Below are 26,589 nucleotides of genomic sequence, written 5' to 3' on the forward strand. Positions count from 1 at the left end.
GGGCTCCTTCGCGTGCGGAAGGGCCATTCTGGCGCACTCGCATGACAGCGGCCAGCCGCGCAGAGGGATGCCGCGCGCCGGCTTTGCTCAGCGCCCCGGAAACTCCGGCGCGCGCTTCTGCAGGAACGCGCTCACGCCCTCGCGGAAGGTCGTTCGCTCGATCAGCTCGCGCTGGCGCTCGCTCTCGTAGTGCAGCTGCTCGGGCAGCGTGTGGCGGGCGGCCGCGGCGAAGGCGGCGCGCGCCTCGGTCACTGCGTGCGCGGGCAGGCGCGCGAGGCGCTGCGCGGTGTCGCGCGCCTCGGCCATCAGGTTCTCGTCGTCCACGCAGCCCCAGATCAGGCCCCACTGCACCGCGCGCCCTGCGCCGAGCCGCTCGTCGAGCAGCGCCATGCCCATCGCGCGCGCCCGGCCCGCGCGATGCGGAATGGCCCAGGTGCAGCCCAGGTCCGGCACGATGCCGAGCTTGGGCAGGAAGGGCAGGTAGAAGTAGGCGCTGCGCGCCGCCAGCGTGATGTCGGCCGCGAGCGCGAGGCCCACGCCGGCACCGGCGGCCGCGCCGTTGACGGCGGCCACCACGGGGATCGGCATCGACTGCAGCGTCTCGATCAGCGGGTTGCTCAGCGACTGCATCCATTCGGCGGTCTGGTCGCCGAGCGTCTTGCCGTTCTGCGGCGGTCGCATCGCACTGAGGTCGGCGCCCACGCAGAAGGCCTTGCCGGCGCCCGTGAGGATCAGGGCGCGCACGGCGCGGTCGTCACGGATGCGTTCGAGGTGGGCGCGCAATTCCTGCTGCAGCTCGATCGCCAGCGGATTGAGCTTGGCCGGCAGGTTGAGCGTGAGGGTGGCGATGCCCTCGTCGAGCGCGTAGAGCACGCAGGGCTGCGCGCCCGGGTCCTGTGGTGGCTGCTGCGTCATCGGAATCTCTCCACGTGTTCGTCGGCTCGGATGTTCGGCGGGAATGGATGACCGTGCACGGCGCCCAAAGAAAAAGCCGCCCGTCGACGGGGCGGCTCTGGATCGCGTGCTCCGGTTCCCTGGCATCGATGGTTCGATGCCGGGGAGCCAGGGTCAAGCCGGGGACAACCCGTGGGGCAGCAGTCGCCAAGGCGACCGCCGGCGCGCGGGCACCGGCAGCGGGATCGCGGCCGGCTGCGCGTCCGACACCGTGATGCGCGCGGGCTCGAGCGCCGACACCAGGATGCGGCGGTGCTCGGTGCCCTCGAAGCGCTCGCCGGGCTCGAGCACGATGTCGCGCGGATCACGGTCCAGGGTGACCCAGACCGAGCCGCTGCGGCATTCGATGCCCACGCCGGCGCCATCGGCCACGGCGAAGACCGCGCGCGCCGGCAGGCTGAGCTGGAAGCAGGAAGGGAAGGGGGTGCTCATGGCAAGCTCCATTGCATTCGTCATGCGAATGAATATATTGAGCGCCCAGTCCTTTACAAACGGTCTTTTGGAACTCATTGCATGCGTATCGAGAATGCAAAGAAGGCCTCGCCGGCCCAGCCCCAGAGCGTGGTCGACCTGCCGCCGCTGGAACTCATGCGCAGCTTCGAGGCGGCCGCGCGCCGGCTGAGCTTCACGCTGGCTGCGACCGAGCTGCACCTCACGCAGTCGGCCGTGAGCCGGCAGATCCAGCAGCTCGAGGCCAGCCTGGGCGTGCTGCTGTTCGAGCGCCGCCACCGCGCGCTGGTGCTCACCGAGGCCGGTGGCGTGATGCAGCGCGCCGTCACCGACAGCCTGGAGCGGCTGCGCGATGCCACCGCGCGCGTGCGCGCCGGCTCGGCGCCGCGCCAGGTCGCGATCACCACCACGCCGGGCTTCGCCTCGCTGTGGCTGATCCCGCGGCTCGCGCGCTTCACCGGCAGCCATCCGCAGGTCGATGTACGCGTGTCGGCCACGCTCGAGGTGCTCGACCTCGAGCGCAGCCGCGTCGACGTGGCGGTGCGGCTGATGCCGGTCTCGCGCGGCAAGGGGCCGGCGCTGTTCGAGGAGAGCGTGGTGCCGCTGTGCTCGCCCGCGCTCGCCAAGTCGCTGCGCAAGCCGGCCGATCTCGCGAACCTCACCTTGCTCACGGTCGAGTACCCCGACCACAGCGAGGCGCCCACGATCGACTGGGAGCCCTGGCTCAAGGTGATGGGGCTGCACGACCTGCGCATGAAGAGCACGCTGCGCTTCACGCAGTACGCCGACGCGGTGGGCGCGGCGGTGGCGGGGCAGGGCGTGGTGATCGGGCGCCTGCCGCTGCTGCGCGAGCTGATGCGCGAGGGCCGGCTGGTGGCGCCGCTGGGCGAGGGCGCGGCCTCGCAGCGCGGCTATTTCGTCGAGACCTCGCGGCGTGCCGCGGGCAACCGCGACGCGCTGGAGTTCGCGCAGTGGCTGCGCGAGGAGGCCGAGGCGGCGCAGCGCGCCTGAGCACGCCGCGCCGGCGGGCGATCAGCCCGGCAGCAGCACCTTGTTCACGACGTGGATCACGCCGTTCGACTGGTAGACGTCGGCGATCGTCACCATCGCGGTGCCGCCCTTCGCGTCGGTCACGAGCACGTTGCTGCCGCTCATCATCGCGGTCAGCGTGCCGCCGCTCGCGGTCTTCAGCACGGCCTTGCCGCCGCCGGCCTTGATCGCGTTCGCGAGCGCGGCGGCATCCATGCGGCCGGGCACCACGTGGTAGGTCAGCACCGTCGTCAGCGTGCCCTTGTTCTCGGGCTTGAGCAGCGTGTCGACCGTGCCGGGCGGCAGCGCGGCGAAGGCCGCGTTGGTCGGTGCGAACACGGTGAACGGGCCGGGACTCTTGAGCGTGTCGACCAGGCCCGCGGCCTTCACCGCGGCGACCAGCGTCGTGTGGTCTTTGGAATTCACGGCGTTGTCGACGATGTCCTTCGTGGGATACATCGGTGCGCCGCCGACCATGGGCGTGTTCGTGTTGCTGCTGCCACCCATGCCCATGCCGCCCGCGCAAGCGCCGAGCAGGACCGAGACACCGAGTGCGATGACGAGTTTCTTCATGAAGGTCTCCTTGAGGAGTGCGCCATGCGCGCACCGCCGTGTGTCTGTGGAACCGCCAACAGCGCGGAGGCGCGATGCGCTTGAGACCAATACGGGGCGCATGCGCGGCTGGATTCGCGCGCTGGTTTTTTTCTTCGCTGCCGGCGCATGGGACACGTCGCCTTCACGCCACAGCGTTGCACAACGGTCTTGCGCGCCGCGCGCGGCCTCGCCAGAATCCGGCCTTCATTTTTCAGCGACAGTTTTTCCTTCACGCGCGCACGGCGACGATCGACCTCCCGGGCGCCCCACCACTTCAATGAACCGTTCTCTGAACTCCTGACCGCACACCGACCGCCCCGGCCGGATGTGCATCCACGCATCCCGCCGCGGCCGTATCGACGAGGGCCCCGCGCGCAAACGTTCGCCGGGGCCTTTTTGTTTTTGATCCGGAGTGTGTGCACATGAGTGCTCAGCGAAAGGCCCGCGACGACGAGAAGCGTCTGGGCCGGTTCTATTTCTCGGTGCCGGGCGAAGCCCCGCGCAATCCCGTCGTGGCCGCGATGGCACGCCGCGCATCCAGCCAGGGTGCGGGCCGCCACCTGCGCACGCATCGCGCCGAGCGGCGCGCGCAGAAGGTCGCGCTGCAGAAGGCGGCGCGCGGACTGAAGGAGGACTGACCATGCGCGAAGACATGGACAAGGTGATCGTGGAACGCCCGCGCGGCGGCTGGCGCGTGCAGGGCGACGGCCGCCCCTGGCGCAACAGCCCCGAGCGCGGCTCGCACCTGGGCATGCGGCGCGGCTACCAGCGCCCCAAGTGGCTCAGCGAGAACCTGCAGCCGCTCAAGCGCTGGCTGCACAAGCAGGTGCATCGGCCCTGGGACAAGGTGTGGAGCGAACTCTGCGAAGGCATCGACCGGCGCAACACGGTGCAGGCGCACATCTTCGTGCACATCGACCAGTTCGTCGAACGCCAGGCCGAACTGCACGAGGGCGAGGTGTGGGTGCCGGGCCGCATGTGGCAGCAACGGATGGTGCCGCTGCGCGAGTCGGCGTCGGTGGAACTGTTCGTGCATCCCGGCACGGGCATCCTGCTGCCCAACCGCCACCTGCAGCGCGCGAAGCAGCAGCGCAAGGCCGAGTGGGCCGAGCGCTATGGCAGCCGCGACACGGTGCGGCCCTATGCGCCCTATCACGTGATCGATGCCGTCACGCAGTGGCACTGCATCGACGGCGCCTGGTGGGAGGTGAGGCTCGCGCGCCTGCCCGAGGCGCGCGGCGGCGAGGCCGAGCCGCGGCGCTACGACGTGCTGCGCCGCTGCATCGTCACGCGCAAGGGTTGCGAGGCGCCGGCCTTCGGCAGCACCGATGCGCAGGCCATGTACGGCCGGCCGCACGTGTACGCGCAAGGCATGCGCCGGCTGGGCCGCGTGGAGGTGCGCTCGCGGCTCGGCTGAGCCTCAACGGCCGGCGGCGACCGCGCCCGTGCGTTCGTGCGCGCGCGGCAGCAGCAGGAAGGCCGTGGTGCCCGCGGCCAGCATCAGCGCGATCGTGAGGAACACCGCGCGGAACGGCTCGACACCGTTCGAGGCCGCCCACGAGGCGGCCACGCCGGTGGTCCACTGCATCAGCGAGACGCCGAGGAACATCGCCATGTTGAGCAACGACAGCGCGCGCCCGGTCATCGCGGCCGGGTAGGCGGCGCGCGTGTACGAGTACTGCAGCACCGAGTAGCCCGAGAGCAGGCCGTAGAGGATCGGCAGGCCGATGTCGACCGCCAGCGACTGCGTGAACGCCATCAGCGCGAACATGATCGCGGCCGCCGAGGCGCAGCCCATGAGCCAGCGCCCGCGCCGCGCACCGCCGGGATCGAGTCGGCCGAACAGGGCCGGGCTGATCATGCCCGCGACGGTCATCACCAGCGCGACGTTGCCGCTGCTCACGAGCGAGAGCCCGTGGCGGTCGTGCAGCACCGGGCCGAGCCACAGGCCGCGCAAGGTGATGAAGGCCGCGTACGAGACGCAGGCGAAGCACAGCAGGCCCAGCGTGTGCGGCATCGCGAACAGCGGCAGCAGCTCGCGCACCGCCTTGCCCACCGTCTGGCGCTGCGTGGCCTGCGCATGCGGCGGCTCGTGCACGCGCCAGAACACGAAGCCCCACGACAGCACCGCGAAGCCCGCGAGGCAGGCATAGCCCGCGCGCCAGCTCGCGGCCTCGATCAGCAGCGCCAGCGGGGTGCCGGTGAACAGGATGCCCAGGCCCGCGAGGCTCATGACCAGGCCCGACATCGCGGTGAAGCGCGCGGCCTCGAAGTGGCGCGCGATGAACACGGTGCAGGCCAGGAAGGCCGGCGCGCAGCCGACGCCGATCATCGCCTGGCCGAGCAGCAGCGCATGGAAGCTCGGCGCCAGCGCGCACAGCACCGCGCCCGCGATCGCGAGCGGAAAGGCCGTGAGCACCGTGCGGCGCACGCCGTACATGTCGATCGAGACGCCCATCGCGAGCTGCGTGGCGCCGAACATGAAGTGGAAGGTGCCGGCCCACAGGCCGAGCGCCTGCGCCGTGAGGCCGAAGTGCTGCGACAGCGGCGTGGCCATCATCGCGCCGACGGTGCGGAAGGCCTGGCTCAGCGCGAAGGCCGAGGCCAGCACGATCAGCATCGAGGTGGCCGAGCGTGCGCGGGCCGGGGAGAACGTCATGGGAAAGCAGGAAACGGAGAGCGGCACGCATCCTAACCAGCCATGAAAAACGGCGCCCGAAGGCGCCGTGGTTCGCGAGTCGTACGCTCGGCGATCAGGCTTCGCCCTTGACCTTCAGGCGCCAGGCGTGCAGCAGCGGCTCGGTGTAGCCGCTGGGCTGCTCGATGCCCTTGAACACCAGGTCCTGCGCGGCCTTGTAGGCGGCCGAGCTGTCGAAGTGGCCGGCCATCGGCTGGTACAGCGGGTCGCCGGCGTTCTGCTCGTCGACCACCTTGGCCATGCGCTGGAAGGTCTCGTCGACCTGCGCCTTGGTGACCACGCCGTGCAGCAGCCAGTTGGCGATGTGCTGGCTCGAGATGCGCAGCGTGGCACGGTCTTCCATCAGGCCCACGTTGTGGATGTCGGGCACCTTCGAGCAGCCCACGCCCTGGTCGATCCAGCGCACCACGTAGCCGAGGATGCCCTGCACGTTGTTGTCGATCTCCTGCTGCTTCTCGGCCTCGGTCCACTTGGCTTCGGCGGCGATCGGCACCTGCAGCAGCGCGTTCAGGATGTTGTCGCGCTCGGCATCGGCGTCGATCTTCTCGAGCTCCTGCTGCACCGCGGTCACGCTGACCTGGTGGTAGTGCAGCGCATGCAGCGTGGCGGCGGTGGGCGAGGGCACCCAGGCGGTGTTGGCACCGGCCTTCGGATGGCCGATCTTCTGCTCGAGCATGGCGGCCATCAGGTCGGGCATGGCCCACATGCCCTTGCCGATCTGCGCCTTGCCGCGCAGGCCGCACGACAGGCCGACCAGCACGTTGTTCTTCTCGTAGGCGCCGATCCAGGCGCTGGCCTTCATGTCGCCCTTGCGGATCATCGGGCCGCCCTGCATGGCGGTGTGCATCTCGTCGCCGGTGCGGTCGAGGAAGCCGGTGTTGATGAAGGCCACGCGCGCGGCGGCCTCGGCGATGCAGGCCTTGAGGTTCACGCTGGTGCGGCGCTCCTCGTCCATGATGCCGAGCTTCACGGTGTTGGCCGGCAGGCCCAGCAGCTGCTCGACGCGGCCGAACAGCTCGCTCGCGAAGGCCACTTCGGCCGGGCCGTGCATCTTGGGCTTGACGATGTAGATGCTGCCGGTGCGCGAGTTGCCCTTGCGCTTGAGATCGATCATCGCGATGGTGGTGGTCACCACGGCATCGAGGATGCCTTCGGGGATTTCCTTGCCGCCGTCGTACAGCACGGCCGGATTGGTCATCAGATGGCCCACGTTGCGCAGGAACATCAGCGAGCGGCCATGCAGCTTGATCGGCTGGCCGTTGGCGCCGGTGTATTCGCGGTCGGGGTTGAGGCCGCGCGTGAAGGTCTTGCCGCCCTTGGCGACTTCTTCCGTCAGCGTGCCCTGCACGATGCCGAGCCAGTTCGAGTAGGCGACCACCTTGTCGGCGGCATCGACCACGGCCACCGAGTCCTCGAGGTCGAGGATGGTCGACAGCGCTGCCTCGAGCACCAGGTCGCTGACGCCGGCGGCGTCGCTCTTGCCGATCGGGGTGGAGCGGTCGATGCGGATGTCGAGGTGGATGCCGTTGTGCTTGAGCAGCACCGACGACGGGGCCGAGGCATCGCCCTGGTAGCCGATGAACTGCGCGGGATCGGCCAGCGCGGTGCTGCTGCTCTGCAGCGCGACGACCAGCTGGCCGTCCTTCACGCTGTAGCCGGTGGCGTTCTTGTGCGAGCCGTTGACCAGCGGCGCGGCCTGGTCGAGCACGTTGCGCGCGAACTCGATGACCTTGGCGCCGCGCACGGGGTTGTAGCCCTTGCCCTTCTCGGCGCCGCCGGTTTCGGGAATGGCATCGGTGCCGTACAGCGCGTCGTACAGCGAGCCCCAGCGGGCGTTGGCGGCGTTGAGCGCGTAGCGCGCGTTGAGGATCGGCACCACCAACTGCGGGCCGGCCTGCTGCGCCAGTTCTGCGTCGACGTTGGCGGTGGTCGCCTTCGCGCCCTGGGGTTGCGGCAGCAGGTAGCCGATCTTCTCGAGGAAGGCGCGGTAGGCCGGCATGTCGGCGATCGGGCCGGGGTTCTTCTTGTGCCAGGCGTCGAGTTCGCTCTGCAGGCGGTCGCGCTCGGCGAGCAGCGCCACGTTCTTGGGCGCGAGGTCGGTGACGATGGCGTCGAAACCCTTCCAGAAGGTCTCGCTGGCCACGCCGCTGGCGGGCAGCACCTTCTCCTCGACGAAGCGGTGGAGTTCGGTCGCGACCTGGAGTCCGTGGGCGGTGGTGCGGGCGGTCATGTTTTCTCCTCGGGGACGAAATGCAAAGCGATGCGGTGGGGTGTATTCGGATTCGGGGCGCGCACACGCGCGATCCATAACCTCCACTTTATTGCATACCGTAGTGAAGAGTAATAGCTCAAAGCGGGATTAATCGATGACAAAAATGGAGGTAATCGAAGGTCCTGGCCGCCATTGCGTTCACCCGCGGGCTGCAATGCGTTCACCCGCCCGCGGCTTCGGGAAGGGTAGGCCCCGATGGCCGCGCCGGGCCGGCCGGATAAATTTAACTTCTTAAATAAATCCGCCTTTCCGCACCGACGACATGACCGCCCCGAAGATCCTCCTGGCCTCCAACGAAAACCCGCTCGGCATGCCCGAGTCGGCGCGCCGCGCGGCCGCCGACGCGCTCGCGGGCGCCGGCACCTACCCCGACAGCAACGGCAGCGCGCTCAAGCAGGCGCTGGCCGCGCGCCTGGACGTGCCGCCCGAATGGCTGGTGCTGGGCAGCGGCTCGAGCGAGATCCTCGAGCTGGCCGCGCAGGTCAGCCTGAAGCCGGGCGAGAGCGTGGTCTATTCGCAGTACGGCTTCGTGGTCTACGCCCAGGCCACGGCGCACGCCCATGCGCGCGCCACCGTGGTGCCGGCGCGCGACTTCGGCCACGACCTCGACGCGATGCGCGCGGCGATCGGCGAGGACACGCAGCTGGTCTTCGTCGCCAACCCCAACAACCCCACCGGCAGCTTCATCGAGGCCGCGCCGCTCGAGGCCTTCCTGCAATCGGTGCCGGCGCACGTGACGGTGCTGCTCGACGAGGCCTACACCGAGTACCTCGCGCCCGCGCAGCGCTACGACAGCATCGGCTGGGTGCGGCGGCTGCCGAACCTGATCGTGGCGCGCACCTTCTCCAAGGCCTTCGGCCTCGCGGGCCTGCGCATCGGCTACGGCGTGGCGCAGCCCGCGCTGGCCGCGCGCATGAACGCGCAGCGCCCGCGCTTCAACGTCACGACGCCGGCGCTGGCCGCGGCCACGGCCGCGCTGGGCGACGCGGACTTCCTCGCGCGCAGCTACGAACTCAACACCGCCGGGCGCGCGCAGCTCGCCGCGGGCTTCGACGAACTCGGCCTCGCGCACCTGCCCTCGTCGGGCAACTTCCTGATGGTGAAGGTGGGCGACAGCGCCGCGGTGCATGCGCGGCTGCTGGCCGCGGGCATCGAGGTCTCGCTGCTGGGCAACTACGGCCTGGGCGAATGGCTGCGCATCTCGGTCGGCCTGCCCGAGCAGAACCGCGCGCTGCTGGCCGCATTGCGCTGAAGAAAGAACGAAGAGATCCAGGGACGACGACACGACAACAACGCGACAGACCATCCACCCCCGAGGAGACAGACCCCCATGAAACGCCGTCAGTTCGCAGCGCAGGCCGCTGCATTCGCCGCCGCCGTCGCCATCGCGCCGCGGTCCTTCGCGCAGGAGCGCACCCTGCGCATCCTGGTGGGCTTCCCGCCCGGCGGCTCGGCCGACGTGGTCGCGCGCCTGCTGGCCGACAAGATGCGCGTGACGCTCAACCAGAACGTCATCATCGACAACAAGCCCGGCGCGGCCGGCCGGCTCGCGCTGGCCGAGGTCAAGCGCTCGGCGCCCGACGGCAACACGCTGGTGTTCTCGCCGAGCGGCGCGCTGGTGATCCATCCGTGGCTCTACCCGAGCCTCGGCTACGACCCGGTCAAGGACTTCACGCCGGTCGCGCTCGCGGGCACCTTCGACTTCGCGGTCACGGCCGGCCCCGGCGCGCCGGCCGGCGACCTCAAGGCGGTGCTGGCCTGGATGAAGGCCAACCCCACCAAGGCCAACTACGCGACCTCGGGCGCGGGCACGGTGCCGCACTTCGCGGGCCAGCTGCTGGCGCAGGCCTCGGGCGTGCCGATGACGCACGTGGCCTACCGCGGCGGCGCGCCGGCCGCGCAGGACCTGATCGGCGGCCAGGTGCCGCTGATGGTCGACACCGCCTCGGAGACCATCGAGCACCACCGCGCGGGCAAGGTGCGCATCCTCGCGATGACCGGCGCGCAGCGCAACCGCTCGCTGCCCGAGGTGCCCACGCTCAAGGAGGCCGGCATCGACGTCACGGCCAATGCCTTCTTCGGCCTCTACGGCCCGGCGGGCCTGCCGGCCGACACGGTGCAGCGCCTCGACCGCGCCGTGGCCGAGGCGCTGCGCGCGCCCGACGTGCAGGAGCGCATCTACGCGCTGGGCCTGGTGCCCACGCACGCCGGCCCGGCCGAGCTCGCGGCCACGCAGGCGGCGCACCTGAAGATGTGGGAGCTGCCGATCAAGAACTCGGGCTTCAAGGCCGAGGGCTGAGCGAGGCGCTCAGACCAGCCCGGTCAGTTCGCGCGCCGCCGCGCGCACCGCCTCGGCGTGGCGCGCGTCGTAGCGATGCGCGGGCATGGTCAAGGTGACCGCCGCGGCCAGGCGGCCGTCGCCATGGAACACCGGCGCCGAGATGCCCGCGAGCTCGGCGCTGCGGTCGCCCACCAGCGCGCAGAAGCCCTGCGCGCGGATCTCCTCATAGCGCCGGCGCTCGGCCGCGGCGCGCGGCAGCTCGGCCTCGGGCCCCCAGGCGATCAGCACGCGCGCGCCCGCGCCGCGGTCGTTGGGCAGCAGGTCGCCGGCACGCACGTGGTCGCGCACCACCTGCGGCGAATCGACGCGGAACTGGCACAGCCGCACCCAGCCCGTGCCCTGCGGCTGCCGCACGTGGTAGGCCGCGCTCTCGCCGGTGGCCGCGACCAGCGCGCGCAGCACCGGCAGCACGATGCGGTCGAGCGATTGCGCGGCCGCGTACAGCCCGTGCAGCCGCGCGATCTCCGAACCGAGCGCATAGCGGCCGTCGTCCTGGCGGCGGATCAGCCGTGCGTGCTCGAGCGAGGCCAGGAGGCGCAGCACCGTGCTCTTGTAGAGCTGCGTGCGCTCGGCGAACTGCGCGAGCGACAGCGCCTCGTCGCCGGGGCGGAAGGCACCGAGCAGGCTCAAGGCGCGGTCGACCGCGGCCGCGCCTCCGGGCGCGGCATCGCGGTCGGACATCGATTCGGTCTGGGCTTTGCGGGGCATGGGGCAGGTGGGTGGCTTGACAGCGATGCCGGGGCCGGCGTCTAATTCTGTTCTGCAAAATATAGTTCTGTCAGATAGAACTGTCAAATTTCCGATGACAACTCCCGATGTGCTCATCAGCGAGGTCGGTCCGCGCGACGGCCTGCAATCGGTCGCGGCCACCATGCCGACGGACTACAAACTGCGCTGGATCGACGCGCTGCACGCCGCCGGCGTGCGCGAGATCGAGGTCGCCTCCTTCGTGCCCGCGAAGCTGCTGCCCCAGATGGCCGACGCGGCCGAGGTGGTGCGCCATGCGATCACCTTGCCCGGCCTCACCGTGATGGCGCTGGTGCCCAACCGCAAGGGCGCGCAGGCCGCGCTCGAGGCCGGCGTGCACAAGCTCACCATGCCGGTGTCGGCCAGCGTGGCGCATTCGCTGGCCAACGTGCGCAAGACGCCGACCGAGATGGTCGAGGAGGTGCGCGCCATCGCCGAACTGCGGCGCGCGATCGCGCCGCAGGTGAAGCTCGAGGCCGGCATCTCCACCGCCTTCGGCTGCACCCTGCAGGGCCTGGTGCCCGAGGACGACGTGATCCGGCTCGCCGCCCAGTGCATCGAGGCCGGCGCCGACGAGTCGGGCCTGTCGGACACCGTGGGCTATGCCAATCCCGCGCAGGTGCGCCGCCTGTTCAAGCGCCTGCGCGCTGAGCTCGGCCGCCACGCCGGCGCGGCCCACATGCACAACACGCGCGGCCTCGGCATCGCCAACTGCCTCGCGGCCTGGGACGAGGGCGTGCGCACCTTCGACGCCTCGCTCGGCGGCCTCGGCGGCTGCCCCTACGCGCCCGGCGCCTCGGGCAACGCGGTCACCGAGGACCTGGTCTTCATGTTCGAGGCCATGGGGGTGCGCACCGGCATCGACATAGAGAAACTCATCGCGGCGCGCGCGCCGCTCATGGCCGGCCTGCCCGGCGAACCGGTCTACGGCATGACGCCCGAGGCCGGCCTGCCCAAAGGCTTCGCCCAGGAGAACACCGCCCATGGCTGATACGAATCCGCTGCCCTACGCCGGCGTGCGCGTGGTCGAGTTCACCCACATGGTGATGGGCCCGACCTGCGGTCTGATCCTGGCCGACCTCGGCGCCGAGGTCATCAAGGTCGAGCCGGTCGAGGGCGACAACACGCGCCGCCTGCTCGGCTCGGGCGCGGGCTTCTTCCCGACCTTCAACCGCAACAAGAAGAGCATCGCGCTCGACCTCAAGCAGCCCGAGGGCATCGAGGCCGCGCTGCGCCTGATCGCCACGGCCGACATCGTGAGCGAGAACTTCAAGCCCGGCACGATGAAGAAGCTGGGCCTCGACTACGACACGCTCAAGACCCTGCACCCGGGCCTGATCTACGTGAGCCACAAGGGCTTCCTGCCCGGTCCCTACGACCACCGCACCGCGCTCGACGAGGTGGTGCAGATGATGGGCGGCCTGGCCTACATGACCGGCCGCTCGGGCGATCCGCTGCGCGCGGGCACCAGCGTCAACGACATCATGGGCGGCATGTTCGGCGCCATCGGCGCGATGGCCGCGCTGCGCCAGCGCGAGCTCACGGGCAAGGGCTGCGAGGTGCAGTCGGCGCTGTTCGAGAACAACGTGTTCCTGGTGGCGCAGCACATGATGCAGTTCGCCGCCACCGGCAAGCCGGCCGACCCGATGCCCAGCCGCATCTCGGCCTGGGCGGTGTACGACGTGTTCACGGTCAAGGACGGCGAGCAGATCTTCCTCGCGGCCGTCAGCGACAAGCAGTGGGCCGTGTTCTGCCAGGCCTTCGGCCTCGAGGAACTGGCCGCCGACCCGCGCCTGAAGACCAACAACGACCGCGTGCTGGCGCGCGAATGGATGATGCCGATCCTGCGCTCGCACCTCGCCGGGCGCAGCGCGGCCGAGCTCGCCGCGGTGTTCGAGAAGAACGAGCTGCCGTTCGCGCCCATCACCAAGCCGCAGGCGCTGTTCGACGACCCGCACCTCAACGCCACCGGCGGCCTCGCGCCGGTGCGCATGAACGACGGCCACATGGCCAAGGTGCCGCTGGCACCGTTCACCCTCGACGGCGTGCGGCCCGGCATCCGCCTGCAGCCGCCGCGCCTGGGCGAACACACCGTCGAGCTGCTGCGCGAAGCCGGCTACGACGACGCAGCGATCGAGGCGCTCCGGCGCCGCCACATCACCACAGGAGACTGATCCCATGACATCCATCCCACGGCGCGGCCTGCTGGCCGGCGCCGCGACCGCGTTCGCCTGCGCCCTGGCGCTCAGCGCCTGGCCGGCCCATGCCGACACCGCCTGGCCCGACAAGCCGGTGCGCCTGGTCGTGCCCTACACGCCCGGCGGCGCCACCGACATCGTCGCGCGGCTGGTCGCGCAGAAGCTCGCCGAAGACACGAAGTGGAGCTTCATCGTCGACAACCGCGCGGGCGGCAACGGCAACATCGGCATCGACGTGGTCGCCAAGGCCAAGCCCGACGGCTACACCATCGGCATGGGCCAGACCGCGAACCTCGCGATCAACCCGACGCTGTTCCCGAAGATGCCCTACGACGCGCTGAAGGACGTGGTGCCGGTCTCGGTCGTCGCCGCGCAGCCCGTGGTGCTGGTGGTGCGCGCCGATTCGCCCTACCGCTCGCTGGCCGACTTCGTCGCCGCGGCCAAGGCCAGGCCCGGCGAGATCAAGCAGGCGCTGGCCGGCACCGGCACCCTGGGCCACATGGCCGGCGAGGTGCTCGCCAAGCGCGTGGGCTTCAAGGTGCTCAACGTGCCCTACAAGGGCGCGGCGCCGGCCATCACCGACCTGCTCGGCGGCCAGACCGACTGCATGTTCGCGACGCCGCAGGGCGCGCTGTCGATGGTCAAGGCCGGCAAGCTGCGCGCGCTGGCCGTGACCTCGGCCAAGCGGCTGCCGGTGATGCCCGACATCCCCACCGTGGCCGAGACCTACAAGGGCTTCGAGGCGGTGGACTGGAAGGCGGTGGTGGTGCCCGCGGGCACGCCGAGCGAGATCGTGAAGAAGCTCAATGCCGCGATCGACAAGGCGCTGGCCAAGCCCGCGACCATCGCGCAGTTGCAGGCCGAGGGCAGCATGCCGGTGGGCGGCAGCCCCGAGCAGGCGGCGCAGTACGTGCGCGCCGAGCATGCGCGCTGGGGCGCGGCGGTGCGCGAGGCCGGGGTGCAGCCCGAATAGCCGGTCCCCGGGATGAGCCCGCGCGGCGCCGGGCTTCCCGCCGCCTCTATATAGTTCGGGCGCCATGGACCGCCTGAAGCAGCTCGAATCCTTCGTCTCGGTCGCCACGCGCGGCAGCCTCACCGCGGCCGCCAAGGCCGAGGGCGTGGCGCCCGCGATCATGGGGCGCCGGCTCGATGCGCTCGAGGAGCGCCTGGGCGTGAAGCTGCTGGTTCGCACCACGCGGCGCATCACGCTCACGCACGAGGGCAGCGCCTTCCTCGAGGACTGCCAGCGCCTGCTGGTGGAGTTCGCCAATGCCGAGGCCAGCGTGAGCGCGGGCGGCGTCAAGGCCAGCGGCCACCTGCGCGTGACCGCGCCCGCGGGCTTCGGCCGGCGCCACGTCGCGCCGCTGGTGCCCCGCTTCCATGCGCTGCATCCCGAGGTGACGATCTCGCTGAACCTCAGCGACCGCGTGGTCGACGTGGCCGGCGAGAGCTTCGATTGCGCGGTGCGCGTGGGCGACCTGCCCGATTCCTCGCTGGTCAGCGTGCGGCTGGCCGACAACCGGCGCCGCTGCGTGGCCACGCCCGAGTTCGTGCTGCGCCACGGCGCGCCGCGCCATCCGAACGAGCTGTCGCGCTTCGCCTGCCTGGCGCTCACCAGCGACGCCTCGCAGACGCGCGGCTGGGCCTTCCGCATTCCCGACGCCCAGGGCGGCCACGAGCTGATCCACCTGCGGCCCAGCGGCCCGCTCGACTGCTCCGACGGCCAGGTGCTGCACGACTGGTGCCTGGCCGGCCACGGCATCGCCTGGCGCAGCACCTGGGAGGTCGAGGCCGAGATCGATGCCGGGCTGCTGGTGCCGCTGCTCGACGAGTTCGCGGCACCGCCCAACGGCATCTACGCGGTGTTCGCGGGCGCCAAGCACCTGCCGCTGCGCGTGCGACTGTGGCTTGATTTCCTCAAAGACCAATACGGGCGGCCCGAATTCTGGGGTGGACGGACCTGAGCCGGGCGCGTGGCTGCACAATCTGTTTGCATTTGCAAACCCCACGCGCCCCGACGAAGAGAACGCCACGATGACCCTCGAAGCCATCCTCGCCTACCTGCATCTGCTGGCCATCCTCACGATGGTCGTCTTCATCGCCAGCGAGGCGGCGCTGTGCCGCGTCGAGTGGCTCAATGCCGCGGTGGTCGAGCGGCTCGCGCGCGTCGACATGGTCTACGGCATCGCCGCCGTGTCCGTGCTGCTGACCGGCATCGCGCGCACCCTCTGGGGCGTGAAGGGCACGGCCTGGTACTGGACCAATCCGCTGCTGCACCTGAAGCTGGGCCTGTTCATCGTGGTCGGCGTGCTGTCGATCTTCCCGACCCTGAACTACCTGCGCTGGCGCAAGGCGCTGCGCGCCAGCGGCACGCTGCCTTCGGAGGCCGAGGTGAAGAAGACGCGCAAGCTGGTGATGATCCAGGCGCATCTGATCGCCGTGATCCCGCTGGCGGCGGTGTTCTTCGCGCGCGGCTTCGGCAGCAAGTAGCCGCATGGCGAGCGCCGGCATCCAGCTCCTGTTTGCCGGCACGATCTTCGGCAGCGCCTTCCTTCTCTTCCTCGTCCAGCCGCTGATCGCCAAGCAGATCCTGCCGTGGTTCGGCGGCTCGGCCGCCGTGTGGTCGATCTGCATGGTGTTCTTCCAGGTCGCGCTGCTCGCGGGCTATGCCTATTCGGACTGGATCTCGCGCCACCTGCGCATGCGCGCGCAGGCGCTGCTGCATGCGGCGCTGCTGCTCGCGAGCCTGGCCTTCCTGCCGATCGTGGCCGGCGCGCAGTGGAAGCCGGCCGGCGCCGAGGATCCGGCCTGGCGCATCCTGGGCCTGCTGGTCGGCACCATCGGCCTGCCGTATTTCCTGCTCTCGACCACCGGCCCGCTGGTGCAGTCGTGGGTGTCGCGCACGCCCTGGGGCGCGCGCGTGTACCGCTACTTCTCGCTGTCGAACCTCGCATCGCTGCTCTCGCTGCTGAGCTACCCGGTGCTGATCGAGCCGCGCAGCACGCTGATGCAGCAGGCCATCGGCTGGTCGTGGGGCTACGCGGGCTTCGTCGTGCTCTGCGCGGGCACCACGCTGTACATGGCGCGCCGCTGGAACCACGACCTGCCGGCCGCCGCCGCATCGACCGATGCGCCCGTCGCGGCGCCGCGCCGCATCGACCAGCTGCTGTGGCTCGCGCTGCCCGCGCTCGGCTCCTGGCTGCTGCTGGCCGTCACCAACCACATCACGCAGAACATCGCGGCCGTGCCCTTCCTCTGGGTGCTGCCGCTGTCGCTCTACCTGCTGACCTTCGTGCTGTGTTTCGAGAGCGACCGCTGGTACCGGCGCGGCCTGTTCGTGCCGCTCGCGGCCGCGATGCTGGCGCTGTGCGCCTACCAGCTGCAGGACGGCGCCGGGCTCAAGATCCACACCGCGCTGACGATCCACGTGGCGGGCCTGTTCGTGCTGTGCATGTTCCTGCACGGCGAGACCGCGCGGCTGCGGCCCGGTCCCGCGCACCTCACGCGCTTCTACCTGATGCTGTCGCTGGGCGGCGCCATCGGCGGCGTGACGGTCGGGTTGGGCGCGCCCTACCTGCTGCCGGCCTACTACGAGCTCGGCATCGGGCTGGTGCTGGCGGCGCTGCTCGGCGCGCTGGTGCTGCGCGCGCGCTGGCTGCTGTGGGTGCCCGGCGTGGGGCTCGCGGCCTGCTGCGGCTGGCTGCTCTCGGAGCAGGTGCGCAGCGACCACGAGGGGCTGCGCACCCTGGGGCGCAATTTCTACGGCTCGATGCACACCTACGACGTACGGCGCCAGGACCCGCCCGACTACGTGCGCCAGTTCGTCCACGGCTCGATCAAGCATGGCGAGCAGTTCCTCTCGCCCGAGCGCCGCCGCGAACCCACCACCTACTACGGCGCCACCTCGGGCATCGGCCGCGCCATCGAGGCGCTGCCGATCGGCGCGCGCCGCGTCGGGCTGATCGGGCTGGGCGCCGGCACGCTCGCGACCTACGGGCGCACGGGCGACGTCTACCGCTTCTACGAGATCAATCCCGAGGTGTTCGACATCGCGGACCGCGAATTCACCTTCCTGCGCGACAGCCGCGCGAAGGTCGAGCGCGTGCTCGGCGACGCGCGGCTGGCGCTGGAGCGCGAGAGCGCGCAGGGCTTCGACGTGCTGGCGGTCGATGCCTTCTCGGGCGACTCGGTGCCGGTGCACCTGCTGACCGCGCAGGCCATGCAGGTCTATCTGCGGCACCTGCGGCCCGACGGCGTGGTGGCCTTCCACGTCACCAACCACTTCCTCGCGCTCGCGCCCGTGGTGGCCCGCATCGCGCAGTCGCAGGGGCTGCACGCGGTGCTGGTCAGCGACGACGCGGAGGATTCGGCCTGGCTGCACGCCACCGACTGGGTGCTGGTGGCGCGCGATCCGCAGGTGCTCGCGCGTGCGCCGATCGCGGCGGCGACCCAGCCGATCGCGGTCGACCCGGCCGCGCGGCCCTGGACCGACGACTACAACAACCTGTTGGGCGTGCTCAAGTAACAAAGCCCGCACGAGGCGGGCTTTGTTCACAAAGGTTGCGGAGAAAAGCGGTCTCAGCCCTTGGCGGCGTCCGCTTCGCACTTCTTGACGAAGCTGTTCTTGGCGGCGCCGGCGAGCGCCTTGCCGTTCTTGTCGACCGCCTTGGCGGCGCAGGCGGGAGCGGCGGCGGCCTTGGCTTCCTTCTCGCACTTCTTGATCGAGCTGGCCTTGGCGGCGCCGGCCAGGGCCTTGCCGTTCTTGTCGACGGCCTTGGCTTCGCAGCCGCCGGCGGCTGCAGCGGGTGCCGCCGCGGCGGGAGCGGCCGGGGTGGCGGCCTTGTCCTGGGCCTGGGCGGCGCCGAAGGAAAGGCAGGCGCCGAGCGCGATGGTGGAGGCGACCAGGGAAAGGAGCTTCTTCATGGTGTGTGTCCTTGCAAATGGGTTGTGACAGTGGCTGCCCCGCCTCGGGGTTGACCATCGTAACGGGCGAAGGGGACGGTCGGATGACGATCGTCAACTGCGACCGAGTTTGCCCCCGGTAAAATTCGCCGATGCTATTGGTCAAACAGGAGCTGCTCGCGGCGCTCGCGAACACGCTCGAATCCCTCTCGCCCGGCGCCGGCCTCAAGGCCGCGTTCGAGTCTCCCAAGGTCGCGGCCCACGGCGACTTCGCCAGCAATGCCGCCATGCAGCTGGCCAAGCCGCTCGGCCGCAAGCCGCGCGAGCTCGCCGAGGAACTGAGCGCCGCGCTGCTCGCCACCCCCGCCTTCGCCCAGTGGGTGCAGGCGGTCGAGATCGCCGGCCCCGGCTTCCTCAACATCCGCCTGAAGACCGCCGCCAAGCAGCAGGTGGTGCGCGAGGTGCTCGACGCCGGCGCCGCCTTCGGCCAGCGCCCGGCCACCGGCGAGAAGGTGCTGGTCGAGTTCGTCTCGGCCAACCCCACCGGCCCGCTGCACGTGGGCCACGGCCGCCAGGCCGCGCTCGGCGACGCCATCTGCAACCTGCGCGCCTCGCAGGGCGAGCAGGTCTGGCGCGAGTACTACTACAACGACGCCGGCGTGCAGATCCAGACCCTGGCCAACAGCACGCAGCTGCGCGCGCGCGGCTTCAAGCCCGGCGACGCCGAATGGCCGAGCGGCGAGAAGGCTGCGGCCTACAACGGCGACTACATCGCCGACATCGCGGCCGACTTCATCGCGAAGAAGACCGTGAAGTCGGAGGACCGCGAGGTCACGGCCAGCGGCGACATCGAGGACCTGGACGCGATCCGCGAGTTCGCCGTCGCCTACCTGCGCCGCGAGCAGGACCTGGACCTGCAGGCCTTCCGCGTGCGCTTCGACCAGTACTACCTCGAGTCCAGCCTCTACACCAGCGGCCGCGTCGAGCGCGCGGTGGCGCAGCTGGTCGCCGCGGGCAAGACCTACGAGCAGGACGGCGCGCTGTGGCTCAAGTCGACCGACTACGGCGACGACAAGGACCGCGTGATGAAGAAGCAGGACGGCACGTACACCTACTTCGTGCCCGACGTCGCCTATCACATCGCCAAGTGGGAGCGCGGCTTCCACAAGGTCATCAACATCCAGGGCACCGACCACCACGGCACCATCGCGCGCGTGCGCGCCGGACTGCAAGCTGCCGGCGAGGGCATTCCCGAGGGCTACCCCGACTACGTGCTGCACACCATGGTGCGCGTCACCAAGGGCGGCGAGGAGGTCAAGATCAGCAAGCGCGCCGGCAGCTACGTCACGCTGCGCGACCTGATCGAGTGGACCAGCACCGACGCCGTGCGCTTCTTCCTGCTGAGCCGCAAGCCCGACACCGAATACACCTTCGACGTCGACCTGGCCGTGGCGCAGAACAACGACAACCCGGTGTACTACGTGCAGTACGCGCATGCGCGCATCTGCTCGGTGCTCGCGGCCTGGGGCGGCGATGCGGCCGTGCTGCAGGGCGTCGACCTGTCGCCGCTCGAGAGCCCGGCGGCCCAGTCGCTGATGCTGCTGCTGGCCAAGTACCCCGAGATGCTGAGCGCCGCGGCCAAGGATTTCGCGCCGCACGACGTCACCTTCTACCTGCGCGAACTGGCGGCCACGTACCACAGCTACTACGACGCCGAGCGCATCCTGGTCGACGACGAGGCCGTGAAGCTGGCGCGCCTGGCGCTGGTCGCCGCGACCGCGCAGGTGCTGCACAATGGCCTCGCGATCCTCGGCGTCACCGCGCCGCGCAAGATGTGAACCCCCTCCCCATGAAGAAGACAACCAGACAACGCGGCAACATCGTCATCGGCCTGATCATCGGGCTGGTGCTCGGCCTGGGCGTCGCGCTGGGTATCGCGGTCTACGTGACCAAGGTGCCGATCCCCTTCGTCACCAAGACACAGCGCGGCGGTGCCGAGCAGGACGAGGCCGAGGCGCGCAAGAACCGCGACTGGGACCCGAACGCCCCGCTGGCCGGCAAGCCGCAGCAGCCGCGCCCCGCGGCCGCCGGCCCGGTCGGCGCGCCACCTGCCGGCGACGGCAGCAATCCCGCCACCGCCACGGTCTCGCCCGGCACCCCGCCGCCCACGGCGCCGGTGCCGGTGGTGGTTGCGCCCAAGCCCGCGCGGCCCGCGCCGGTGCCGGCCGAGGCCAACGCGCTGCCGCCCTCGAACGATCCGCTCGGCGACCTGGCCCGGGCCCGCGCCGGCAGCGTCGGCGGCAGCACCACGGTGGCCGCCGCCCCGTCGTCGAGCAGCGGCAATGCCGCGGCCGCCACCGGCTCCGGCGGTGCCGATCCCTTCATGTACTTCGTGCAGGCCGGCGCCTTCCGCACCACCGAGGACGCCGAGGCGCAGCGCGCCAAGCTCTCGCTGATGGGCGTCGAGGCCCGCGTGACCGAGCGCGAGCAGGCCGGCCGCACCGTCTACCGCGTGCGCGCCGGTCCGTTCAACAAGAAGGACGACGCCGACCGCCTCAAGGAACGGATGGACGGCGCCGGCCTCGACTCGGCGCTGGTGCGCGTCCAGCGCTGAGCGCCGTCCGGCCGGGGAGCGCCGCCGCCGGGTGGCCTCTCCCGACAACGGTCATGGTTTTTCTTTAAGCTTCGCCGCGGTCCGCGCCGCCCCCGGTTTCCCGGAGCCCCGAGCACCGCGCGCGGGAACTCCGCTTCATCGGCCCGGCTCAGTCTGCCGTCTACCAACTGGAGAGCTCTTTCCCATGAAACGTCGTGATTTCTCGCTGGCCGTCGCCGCTGGCTCGCTCGGCCTGATGGCCCATCTGCCCGCGCAAGCCCAGGCCCGCGCGCCGAAGGCCGGCACCGAATACCTCGTGCTCGACAAGCGCGTGCCGGTCGACGCACCGGCCGGCAAGATCGAGGTGATCGAGTTCTTCTCGTACAACTGCCCGCACTGCAACGACTTCGAGCCCGCGCTCGAGGCCTGGGCCAAGGGCCAGCCCAAGGACGTGGTGCTGCGCCGCGTGCCGGTGCCCTTCGTGGGCAACGACGTCGAAGCCAAGCAGCGCCTGTACTACGCGCTCGAGGCGCTGGGCAAGGTCGACGAGTACCAGCCCAAGGTCTTCAACGCGATCCACGCCCAGCGCCAGAACGTGAACGGCGACGCCAACATCGTGGCCTGGGCCGAGAAGAACGGCCTGGACGGCGCGAAGTTCAAGGAGCTGTTCACCTCCTTCGGCGTGGCGAGCAAGGCCAAGCGCGCCTCGCAGCTGACCGAGGCCTACAAGGTGGCCGGCGTGCCCGCGCTGGCCGTGGCCGGCCGCTGGTACGTGGACGGCGAGCTCGCCGGCAACATGAACAAGGCGCTGGCCGTGACCAACTACCTGATCGGCGAAGCCCGCAAGGGTTGAGACCGGTCTCGCGGCCCTGGCCGCTCCGCCGCCGGGAGGCCGGAATCCCATCGAGGGTTCCGGGGCGGCCGGGCCGTCATCCGGCCGGTCGGCAGAACGCGGGGCGATCCCGCGGGGTGCCGTGCCCGGGTTCGCCGCCCCGGGGCTTTTTCATCCGCGCGCATGGGTCTGGCGCGATGGGCCGCATACAATGCAGAGCAAGTTTCGTGCCTCTATGACATCGCACTCTCACCCCACCTCCTCCCTTCGCCGCACCGGTCGCCTCGTGCTGGCCGCGCTGCTGCTGGCCGGCTCCGCCGCCGCCGCCCTGGCCGAAACGGCCGACCGGACCAAGCCGATGAACATCGAATCCGATTCGATGCGCTACGACGATCTCAAGCAGACCAGCGTCTTCACCGGCAACGTGGTGGTCACCAAGGGCACCATCATCATCCGCGGCGCGCGCATCGACGTGCGCCAGGACCCCGAGGGCTACCAGTACGGCGTGGTCACCGCGGCGCCCGGCAAGCTCGCCTATTACAAGCAGAAGCGCAACGGCAACGGCGACGAGTGGATCGAGGGCGAGTCCGAGGTCATCGAGTACGACAGCCGCGCCGACAACGTCAAGTTCATCCGCCGCGCCGTCATGCGCCGCCTGGTCGGCGCCACGCCCAACGACGAGAGCAGCGGCGCGCTGATCGTCTACGACCAGAGCAACGACACCTACACCGTCAACGGCTCGACCGTGCCGCCCAACGCCGGCGTGTCGGCGCCGGGCGGCGGTGGCCGCGTCAAGGCCATCCTCACGCCGAAGTCGGCCGCGCCCGCCGCACCGGGTGCGCCCGGCGCCTCGGCCCCGGCCACGCGCCGTCCCGCGGCCCCGGCGCCCACGCCGGCACCGGGCGCCGGACTGCGCTCCACCACCACGCTGAGCGGCGAAGGGGAAGAACGCAAGTGATCGAAGCCGCCGGAACCCAGGAAGCCAACGGCGTGCCGGGCAGCCGCCTCGTCGCGCGCGGCCTGCAGAAGAGCTATGGCAGCCGCAAGGTGGTCAAGGACGTCTCGCTCGACGTGCAGAAGGGCGAAGTGGTCGGACTGCTCGGCCCCAACGGCGCCGGCAAGACCACCTCGTTCTACATGATCGTCGGGCTGGTGCGCGCCGACGCGGGCGAGATCTCCATCGACGGCGAGCCGATCGCCCACATGCCGATCCACCGCCGCGCGCGCATGGGCCTGAGCTACCTGCCGCAGGAAGCCTCGATCTTCCGCAAGCTCACGGTCGAGGAGAACGTGCGCGCGGTGCTCGAGCTGCAGCGCGAGCCCGATGCCAACGGCCGGCCGCAGGCGCTGTCGAAGCAGCGCATGGAAGAGCGCCTGTCGGAGCTGCTGGCCGACCTGCGCGTCGACCACCTGCGCGATTCGCCCGCGCTCGCGCTGTCGGGCGGCGAACGCCGCCGCGTCGAGATCGCGCGCGCGCTGGCCACCCAGCCGCGCTTCATCCTGCTCGACGAGCCCTTCGCCGGCATCGACCCGATCGCGGTGATCGAGATCCAGCGCATCATCAGCTTCCTGAAGGAACGCGGCATCGGCGTGCTGATCACCGACCACAACGTGCGCGAGACGCTGGGCATCTGCGACCACGCCTTCATCATCAGCGACGGCCATGTGCTGGCACAGGGCACGCCCTCGGAGATCGTCGACAACGCCGAAGTGCGCCGGGTCTACCTGGGCGAGCACTTCCGCATGTGATGACCCTCGTGCAAGTCATTTCCTGAGGGCATGAAACAAGGCTTGTCGCTGCGCGTTTCGCAGCATCTCGCGCTGACGCCTCAGCTGCAGCAGTCGATCCGGCTGCTGCAGCTCTCCACGCTCGAACTGAGCCAGGAGGTCGAGCAGATGCTCGACGAGAACCCCTTCCTCGAGCGCACCGCCGAGGAAGCCGCGCGCGAGGAGTTCGGCCTCGACGCCGCCGACACGCCCGCGCCGCGCGAGGACACCGAGCGCGAAGCCGAGAGCGACTACGCGAGCGCCGCGCCTTCGACCTCGACCACGTCCACCGAGACCGCCTCGTCGTCCGAGGCCGAGCCGGCCCTCGACTCGCCCGAGCGCGAGCCCGACTGGGAAGGCGACGGCACCGTCGACATGGCGCCCGACGACAGCGAATGGGGCAGCGACGCGCCCGCGCGCAACAACAGCAGCACCGGCGACGACGAGCGCGCCGATGCCACCGAGCTCGCGCGCAGCCAGGAATCGCTGCAGTCCTTCCTGCACCGCCAGGCGCTGAGCCTGCGGCTCAACGAGAACGACAGCGCCGCGCTGCGCTTTTTGATCGAGTCGCTCAACGACGACGGCTACCTCGAGGATTCGCTGCCGGCGCTGGCCTCGGGCCTCGCGGGCGACGACAACGACCAGTTCGACGAACTGGTGCACCACTTCCAGGTCGCGCTGGGCTTGCTGCAGAGCCTGGAGCCCGCGGGCGTGGGCGCGCGCGACCTCGGCGAATGCCTCGCGATCCAGCTGCGCGCGCTGGCCGACGAAGACGAAACCGAGGACGAGGAGCTGGTGCGCAAGACCGCGCTCGCCATCTGCAAGCAGCCGATGGAGCTGCTCGCGCGGCGCGACTTCAAGCGCCTCGCCACGCTCACGCGTACCAACGAGGAACTGGTGCGCTCGGCGCTGCAGGTCATCGCGCGGCTCGAACCCAAGCCGGGCCGCCGCTTCGTCGATGTCGAGCGCAACATCGTCATTCCCGACGTGATCGTCACCAAGACCGGCCGCGGCACCAACGTGAAGTTCCGCGTCATGCTCAACCCCGAGGTGATGCCGCGGCTGCGCGTGCACGACATCTATGCCGGCGCGCTCAAGTCGCACAAGGGCGAGGGCAGCCAGGCGCTGTCGCAGCGGCTGCAGGAGGCGCGCTGGTTCATCAAGAACATCCAGCAGCGCTTCGACACCATCCTGCGCGTGAGCAACGCCATCGTCGAGCGGCAGAAGAGCTACTTCGTGCACGGCGAGCTCGCGATGCGCCCGCTGGTGCTGCGCGAGATCGCCGACGAGCTCGGGCTGCACGAATCCACCATCTCGCGCGTGACCACCGCGAAGTACATGTCCACGCCCTTCGGCACGGTCGAGCTCAAGTACTTCTTCGGCTCGGCGCTGGGCACCGAGACCGGCGGCAATGCCTCGAGCACCGCGGTGCGCGCGCTGATCAAGCAGTTCGTCGGTTCGGAGAGCGTGAAGAAGCCGCTGTCGGACAGCCAGATCTCCGAGATGCTCAAGGAGCAGGGCATCGAGTGCGCGCGCCGCACCGTCGCCAAGTACCGCGAGGCGCTGCGCATCGCGCCCGCCAACCTGCGCAAGGCCCTGTAGAAAGCCGCCGATGGCCCGACGCCTGCTGTCGCGCTGTGGGCCCTGGGTGTTCGCCATCGCGGCCGCGCTGTTGGCCGCCGGTTGCGCCTCGCTGCCCGACGAGGCCCCGCGCACGCCCACCAAGGCCATCGCCGTGTCGAAGGACACTGCGCTCGGGCGCATCGCGCTGGCCGCACAGCCCGACCCCGACCTCAGCGGCTTTCGCCTCATGCCCGGCGGCGACTTCGCCTTCGACACCCGCATCCAGCTCGCGCGCCGCGCCCAGCGCACGCTCGACGTCCAGTACTACCAGATCGAGAACGACGAGACCGGCCGCTACCTGCTGCGCACCCTGCGCGATGCCGCGCAGCGCGGCGTGCGGGTGCGCGTGCTGATGGACGACCTCTACACCGCGGGCGAGGACGAGCTGCTGCGCGGCTTCGCGGCCACGCCCAATGTCGAGCTGCGCCTGTTCAACCCCTTCCCGGCCGGCCGCGGCAGCCTGCTCGCGCGCTTCACCGCCTCGCTGTTCGACTTCAGCCGCGTCAACCGGCGCATGCACAACAAGCTGTTCATCGCCGACGGCGCGATGGCCGTGGCGGGCGGGCGCAACATCGGCAACCAGTACTTCCGGCGCACCGCGGGCGAGAACTTCATCGACCTCGACACCTTCGTGACGGGCGCGCTGATCCCGCGCCTGGGCAGCCTGTTCGACCAGTACTGGAACAGCCCCTACGTGCGGCCCGTCGAGTCGGTGGTGGCGAGCACGCTGCCGAACGACGAACTGCAGCGCCGCTTCGAGGCCGCCACCGGCCCCGACACCACGCCGCCGCCGCCGAAGCCCGCGCCCAACGACCTGCTGGGCTACGGCCCGATCGCCGAGGACCTCGACGCCGGCCGGCTCGGCCTGATCTGGACCACGGCCGAGGCCTACGCCGATTCGCCCGACCGCGTGATCGGCAAGACCGCCTCGTACGGCGGCGTGCCGCTGCTCGACGTCGACAGCGTGCGCTACAACGTGGTCGAGCAGATGCGCCGCGCGCGCAGCGAGGTCACCATCGTCTCGCCCTACCTGATCCCGGGCGCCGCGGGGCTCGAGGTGATGAACGAGATCCGCCGGCGCCAGGTGAAGATCAGCGTGGTGACCAACTCGCTCGCCGCCACCGACGAGCCGCTGGTGCACACCGCCTACCGCCGCTACCGGCCCGAGATGCTGCGCCTGGGCGCCGAGCTCTACGAACTCAGCACCAACCGCACCCGCCGCAGCGTGCGGCTGGGCCTGTTCGGCACCTCGGTCGGCCGGCTGCATGCCAAGTCGGCGGTGATCGACCAGCGCATCCTGTTCGTCGGCTCGATGAATTTCGACCCGCGATCCGAGGTCCACAACACCGAGATCGGCCTGTTCATCCGCAGCCCCGAGATGGCGCAGCAGGCGCTGAAGCTGCTCGAGGTGCTCAAGCAGCAGGGCGCCTACAGGCTGCGCTTCGCCGAAGGCAGCGACTCGCGCCTGGAGTGGATCAGCGAGGAGGCCGGCAAGACCACGGTGCTGAGCGAGGAGCCCGACTCGGGCTTCTGGGATCGCACCATGCTCGAACTGCTGGCGCCGCTGACGCCGGAGAGCCTGCTCTAGG

Annotated in this window: 25 protein-coding genes; 18 read left to right on the plus strand and 7 right to left on the minus strand. The window is 70.5% G+C overall.

The genetic code is table 11. The features are described 5' to 3' along the window. Positions 1-87 precede the first annotated feature (87 nt). A complete protein-coding gene (locus R0232_RS03425; RefSeq protein ID WP_431511241.1) occupies positions 88-915 on the minus strand; it encodes an enoyl-CoA hydratase-related protein in 828 nt (275 codons plus the stop codon). 153 nt (positions 916-1,068) lie between these two features. Beyond that, positions 1,069-1,386, minus strand: a complete 318-nt coding sequence (locus R0232_RS03430) for a DUF2917 domain-containing protein (protein ID WP_256222837.1) — start codon at positions 1,384-1,386, stop codon at positions 1,069-1,071. 81 nt (positions 1,387-1,467) lie between these two features. Between R0232_RS03430 and R0232_RS03435 the strand changes: the two genes are divergently transcribed. Continuing rightward, positions 1,468-2,415 (plus strand): LysR substrate-binding domain-containing protein, encoded by a 948-nt coding sequence (locus R0232_RS03435; RefSeq protein ID WP_093350580.1) that lies wholly within the window; start codon positions 1,468-1,470, stop codon positions 2,413-2,415. A gap of 21 nt (positions 2,416-2,436) precedes the next feature. Here the strand turns inward: R0232_RS03435 and R0232_RS03440 are convergent, their stop codons facing one another. Continuing rightward, the gene (locus tag R0232_RS03440; protein ID WP_281077368.1) at positions 2,437-2,946 is read right to left on the minus strand and encodes a fasciclin domain-containing protein; all 510 of its coding nucleotides are present in this window, start codon (positions 2,944-2,946) and stop codon (positions 2,437-2,439) included. A gap of 503 nt (positions 2,947-3,449) precedes the next feature. On the opposite strand from R0232_RS03440, the gene R0232_RS03445 reads away from it, so the two are divergent. Beyond that, positions 3,450-3,665, plus strand: coding sequence for a hypothetical protein (locus R0232_RS03445; protein ID WP_093350583.1), 216 nt, complete (start codon positions 3,450-3,452; stop codon positions 3,663-3,665). A 2-nt stretch (positions 3,666-3,667) separates the two neighbouring features. Further along, positions 3,668-4,444, plus strand: coding sequence for a hypothetical protein (locus tag R0232_RS03450; RefSeq protein WP_431511242.1), 777 nt, complete (start codon positions 3,668-3,670; stop codon positions 4,442-4,444). A 3-nt stretch (positions 4,445-4,447) separates the two neighbouring features. Here the strand turns inward: R0232_RS03450 and R0232_RS03455 are convergent, their stop codons facing one another. Together R0232_RS03455 and R0232_RS03460 are read right to left on the minus strand one after the other, a co-directional pair. Then, a complete protein-coding gene (locus tag R0232_RS03455) occupies positions 4,448-5,686 on the minus strand; it encodes a nitrate/nitrite transporter (RefSeq protein ID WP_398495392.1) in 1,239 nt (412 codons plus the stop codon). Positions 5,687-5,780: 94 nt separating this feature from the next. Further along, complete coding sequence (locus R0232_RS03460; RefSeq protein ID WP_431511243.1) at positions 5,781-7,955, minus strand: malate synthase G; 2,175 nt, start codon at positions 7,953-7,955, stop codon at positions 5,781-5,783. A 304-nt stretch (positions 7,956-8,259) separates the two neighbouring features. On the opposite strand from R0232_RS03460, the gene hisC reads away from it, so the two are divergent. Then, on the plus strand, positions 8,260-9,249 hold the full coding sequence (hisC, locus tag R0232_RS03465; RefSeq protein ID WP_431511244.1) for a histidinol-phosphate transaminase: 990 nt from the start codon (positions 8,260-8,262) through the stop codon (positions 9,247-9,249). A gap of 78 nt (positions 9,250-9,327) precedes the next feature. Beyond that, positions 9,328-10,296: a Bug family tripartite tricarboxylate transporter substrate binding protein gene (locus R0232_RS03470; RefSeq protein WP_431511245.1), complete on the plus strand. Its 969-nt coding sequence runs from the start codon at positions 9,328-9,330 to the stop codon at positions 10,294-10,296. Between the two features lie 9 nt (positions 10,297-10,305). Here the strand turns inward: R0232_RS03470 and R0232_RS03475 are convergent, their stop codons facing one another. Then, positions 10,306-11,046 carry an IclR family transcriptional regulator gene (locus R0232_RS03475; protein ID WP_203204051.1) on the minus strand — a complete coding sequence of 247 codons (741 nt, stop codon included), beginning with the start codon at positions 11,044-11,046 and terminating at the stop codon, positions 10,306-10,308. 94 nt (positions 11,047-11,140) lie between these two features. On the opposite strand from R0232_RS03475, the gene R0232_RS03480 reads away from it, so the two are divergent. The 6 genes from R0232_RS03480 to R0232_RS03505 all read left to right on the plus strand — a co-directional run bounded on the left by R0232_RS03480 (position 11,141) and on the right by R0232_RS03505 (position 17,808). Continuing rightward, positions 11,141-12,076, plus strand: a complete 936-nt coding sequence (locus tag R0232_RS03480) for a hydroxymethylglutaryl-CoA lyase (protein ID WP_431511246.1) — start codon at positions 11,141-11,143, stop codon at positions 12,074-12,076. Further along, complete coding sequence (locus R0232_RS03485) at positions 12,069-13,259, plus strand: CaiB/BaiF CoA transferase family protein (RefSeq protein ID WP_208508920.1); 1,191 nt, start codon at positions 12,069-12,071, stop codon at positions 13,257-13,259. Before R0232_RS03480 ends, R0232_RS03485 begins: the two co-directional genes overlap by 8 nt. Positions 13,260-13,263: 4 nt before the next feature. Then, entirely contained in the window at positions 13,264-14,256 is a 993-nt protein-coding gene (locus tag R0232_RS03490; protein WP_431511247.1) for a Bug family tripartite tricarboxylate transporter substrate binding protein, read from the plus strand. 64 nt (positions 14,257-14,320) lie between these two features. Further along, positions 14,321-15,247 (plus strand): LysR family transcriptional regulator, encoded by a 927-nt coding sequence (locus R0232_RS03495; protein WP_093350615.1) that lies wholly within the window; start codon positions 14,321-14,323, stop codon positions 15,245-15,247. A 70-nt stretch (positions 15,248-15,317) separates the two neighbouring features. Then, positions 15,318-15,773: a DUF2214 family protein gene (locus R0232_RS03500; protein ID WP_093350618.1), complete on the plus strand. Its 456-nt coding sequence runs from the start codon at positions 15,318-15,320 to the stop codon at positions 15,771-15,773. Positions 15,774-15,777: 4 nt separating this feature from the next. Next, positions 15,778-17,808: a spermidine synthase gene (locus R0232_RS03505; RefSeq protein WP_431511248.1), complete on the plus strand. Its 2,031-nt coding sequence runs from the start codon at positions 15,778-15,780 to the stop codon at positions 17,806-17,808. Between the two features lie 53 nt (positions 17,809-17,861). Here R0232_RS03505 and R0232_RS03510 read toward each other — a convergent pair whose 3' ends face one another. Further along, entirely contained in the window at positions 17,862-18,206 is a 345-nt protein-coding gene (locus R0232_RS03510) for a hypothetical protein (RefSeq protein ID WP_203204058.1), read from the minus strand. 131 nt (positions 18,207-18,337) lie between these two features. On the opposite strand from R0232_RS03510, the gene argS reads away from it, so the two are divergent. The 7 genes from argS (at position 18,338) to R0232_RS03545 (ending at position 26,588) form a co-directional block, all read left to right on the plus strand. Then, positions 18,338-20,023: an arginine--tRNA ligase gene (gene argS / locus R0232_RS03515; protein ID WP_093350626.1), complete on the plus strand. Its 1,686-nt coding sequence runs from the start codon at positions 18,338-18,340 to the stop codon at positions 20,021-20,023. Between the two features lie 11 nt (positions 20,024-20,034). Continuing rightward, on the plus strand, positions 20,035-20,799 hold the full coding sequence (locus R0232_RS03520) for an SPOR domain-containing protein (protein ID WP_093350629.1): 765 nt from the start codon (positions 20,035-20,037) through the stop codon (positions 20,797-20,799). Between the two features lie 184 nt (positions 20,800-20,983). Beyond that, positions 20,984-21,631, plus strand: a complete 648-nt coding sequence (locus tag R0232_RS03525; protein ID WP_093350631.1) for a thiol:disulfide interchange protein DsbA/DsbL — start codon at positions 20,984-20,986, stop codon at positions 21,629-21,631. 214 nt (positions 21,632-21,845) lie between these two features. Next, positions 21,846-22,568 carry a lipopolysaccharide transport periplasmic protein LptA gene (gene lptA, locus R0232_RS03530; protein ID WP_431511249.1) on the plus strand — a complete coding sequence of 241 codons (723 nt, stop codon included), beginning with the start codon at positions 21,846-21,848 and terminating at the stop codon, positions 22,566-22,568. Beyond that, positions 22,565-23,359, plus strand: a complete 795-nt coding sequence (gene lptB / locus R0232_RS03535; protein ID WP_057595581.1) for an LPS export ABC transporter ATP-binding protein — start codon at positions 22,565-22,567, stop codon at positions 23,357-23,359. The genes lptA and lptB overlap by 4 nt, the downstream gene beginning before the upstream one ends. A 30-nt stretch (positions 23,360-23,389) precedes the next feature. Then, positions 23,390-24,979, plus strand: coding sequence for an RNA polymerase factor sigma-54 (locus R0232_RS03540; protein ID WP_208510992.1), 1,590 nt, complete (start codon positions 23,390-23,392; stop codon positions 24,977-24,979). A gap of 10 nt (positions 24,980-24,989) precedes the next feature. Next, complete coding sequence (locus tag R0232_RS03545; protein WP_431511250.1) at positions 24,990-26,588, plus strand: phospholipase D family protein; 1,599 nt, start codon at positions 24,990-24,992, stop codon at positions 26,586-26,588. Position 26,589 lies beyond the last annotated feature (1 nt).

This window comes from Variovorax sp. DAIF25 (assembly GCF_050711835.1).
GTDB lineage: Bacteria > Pseudomonadota > Gammaproteobacteria > Burkholderiales > Burkholderiaceae_C > Variovorax.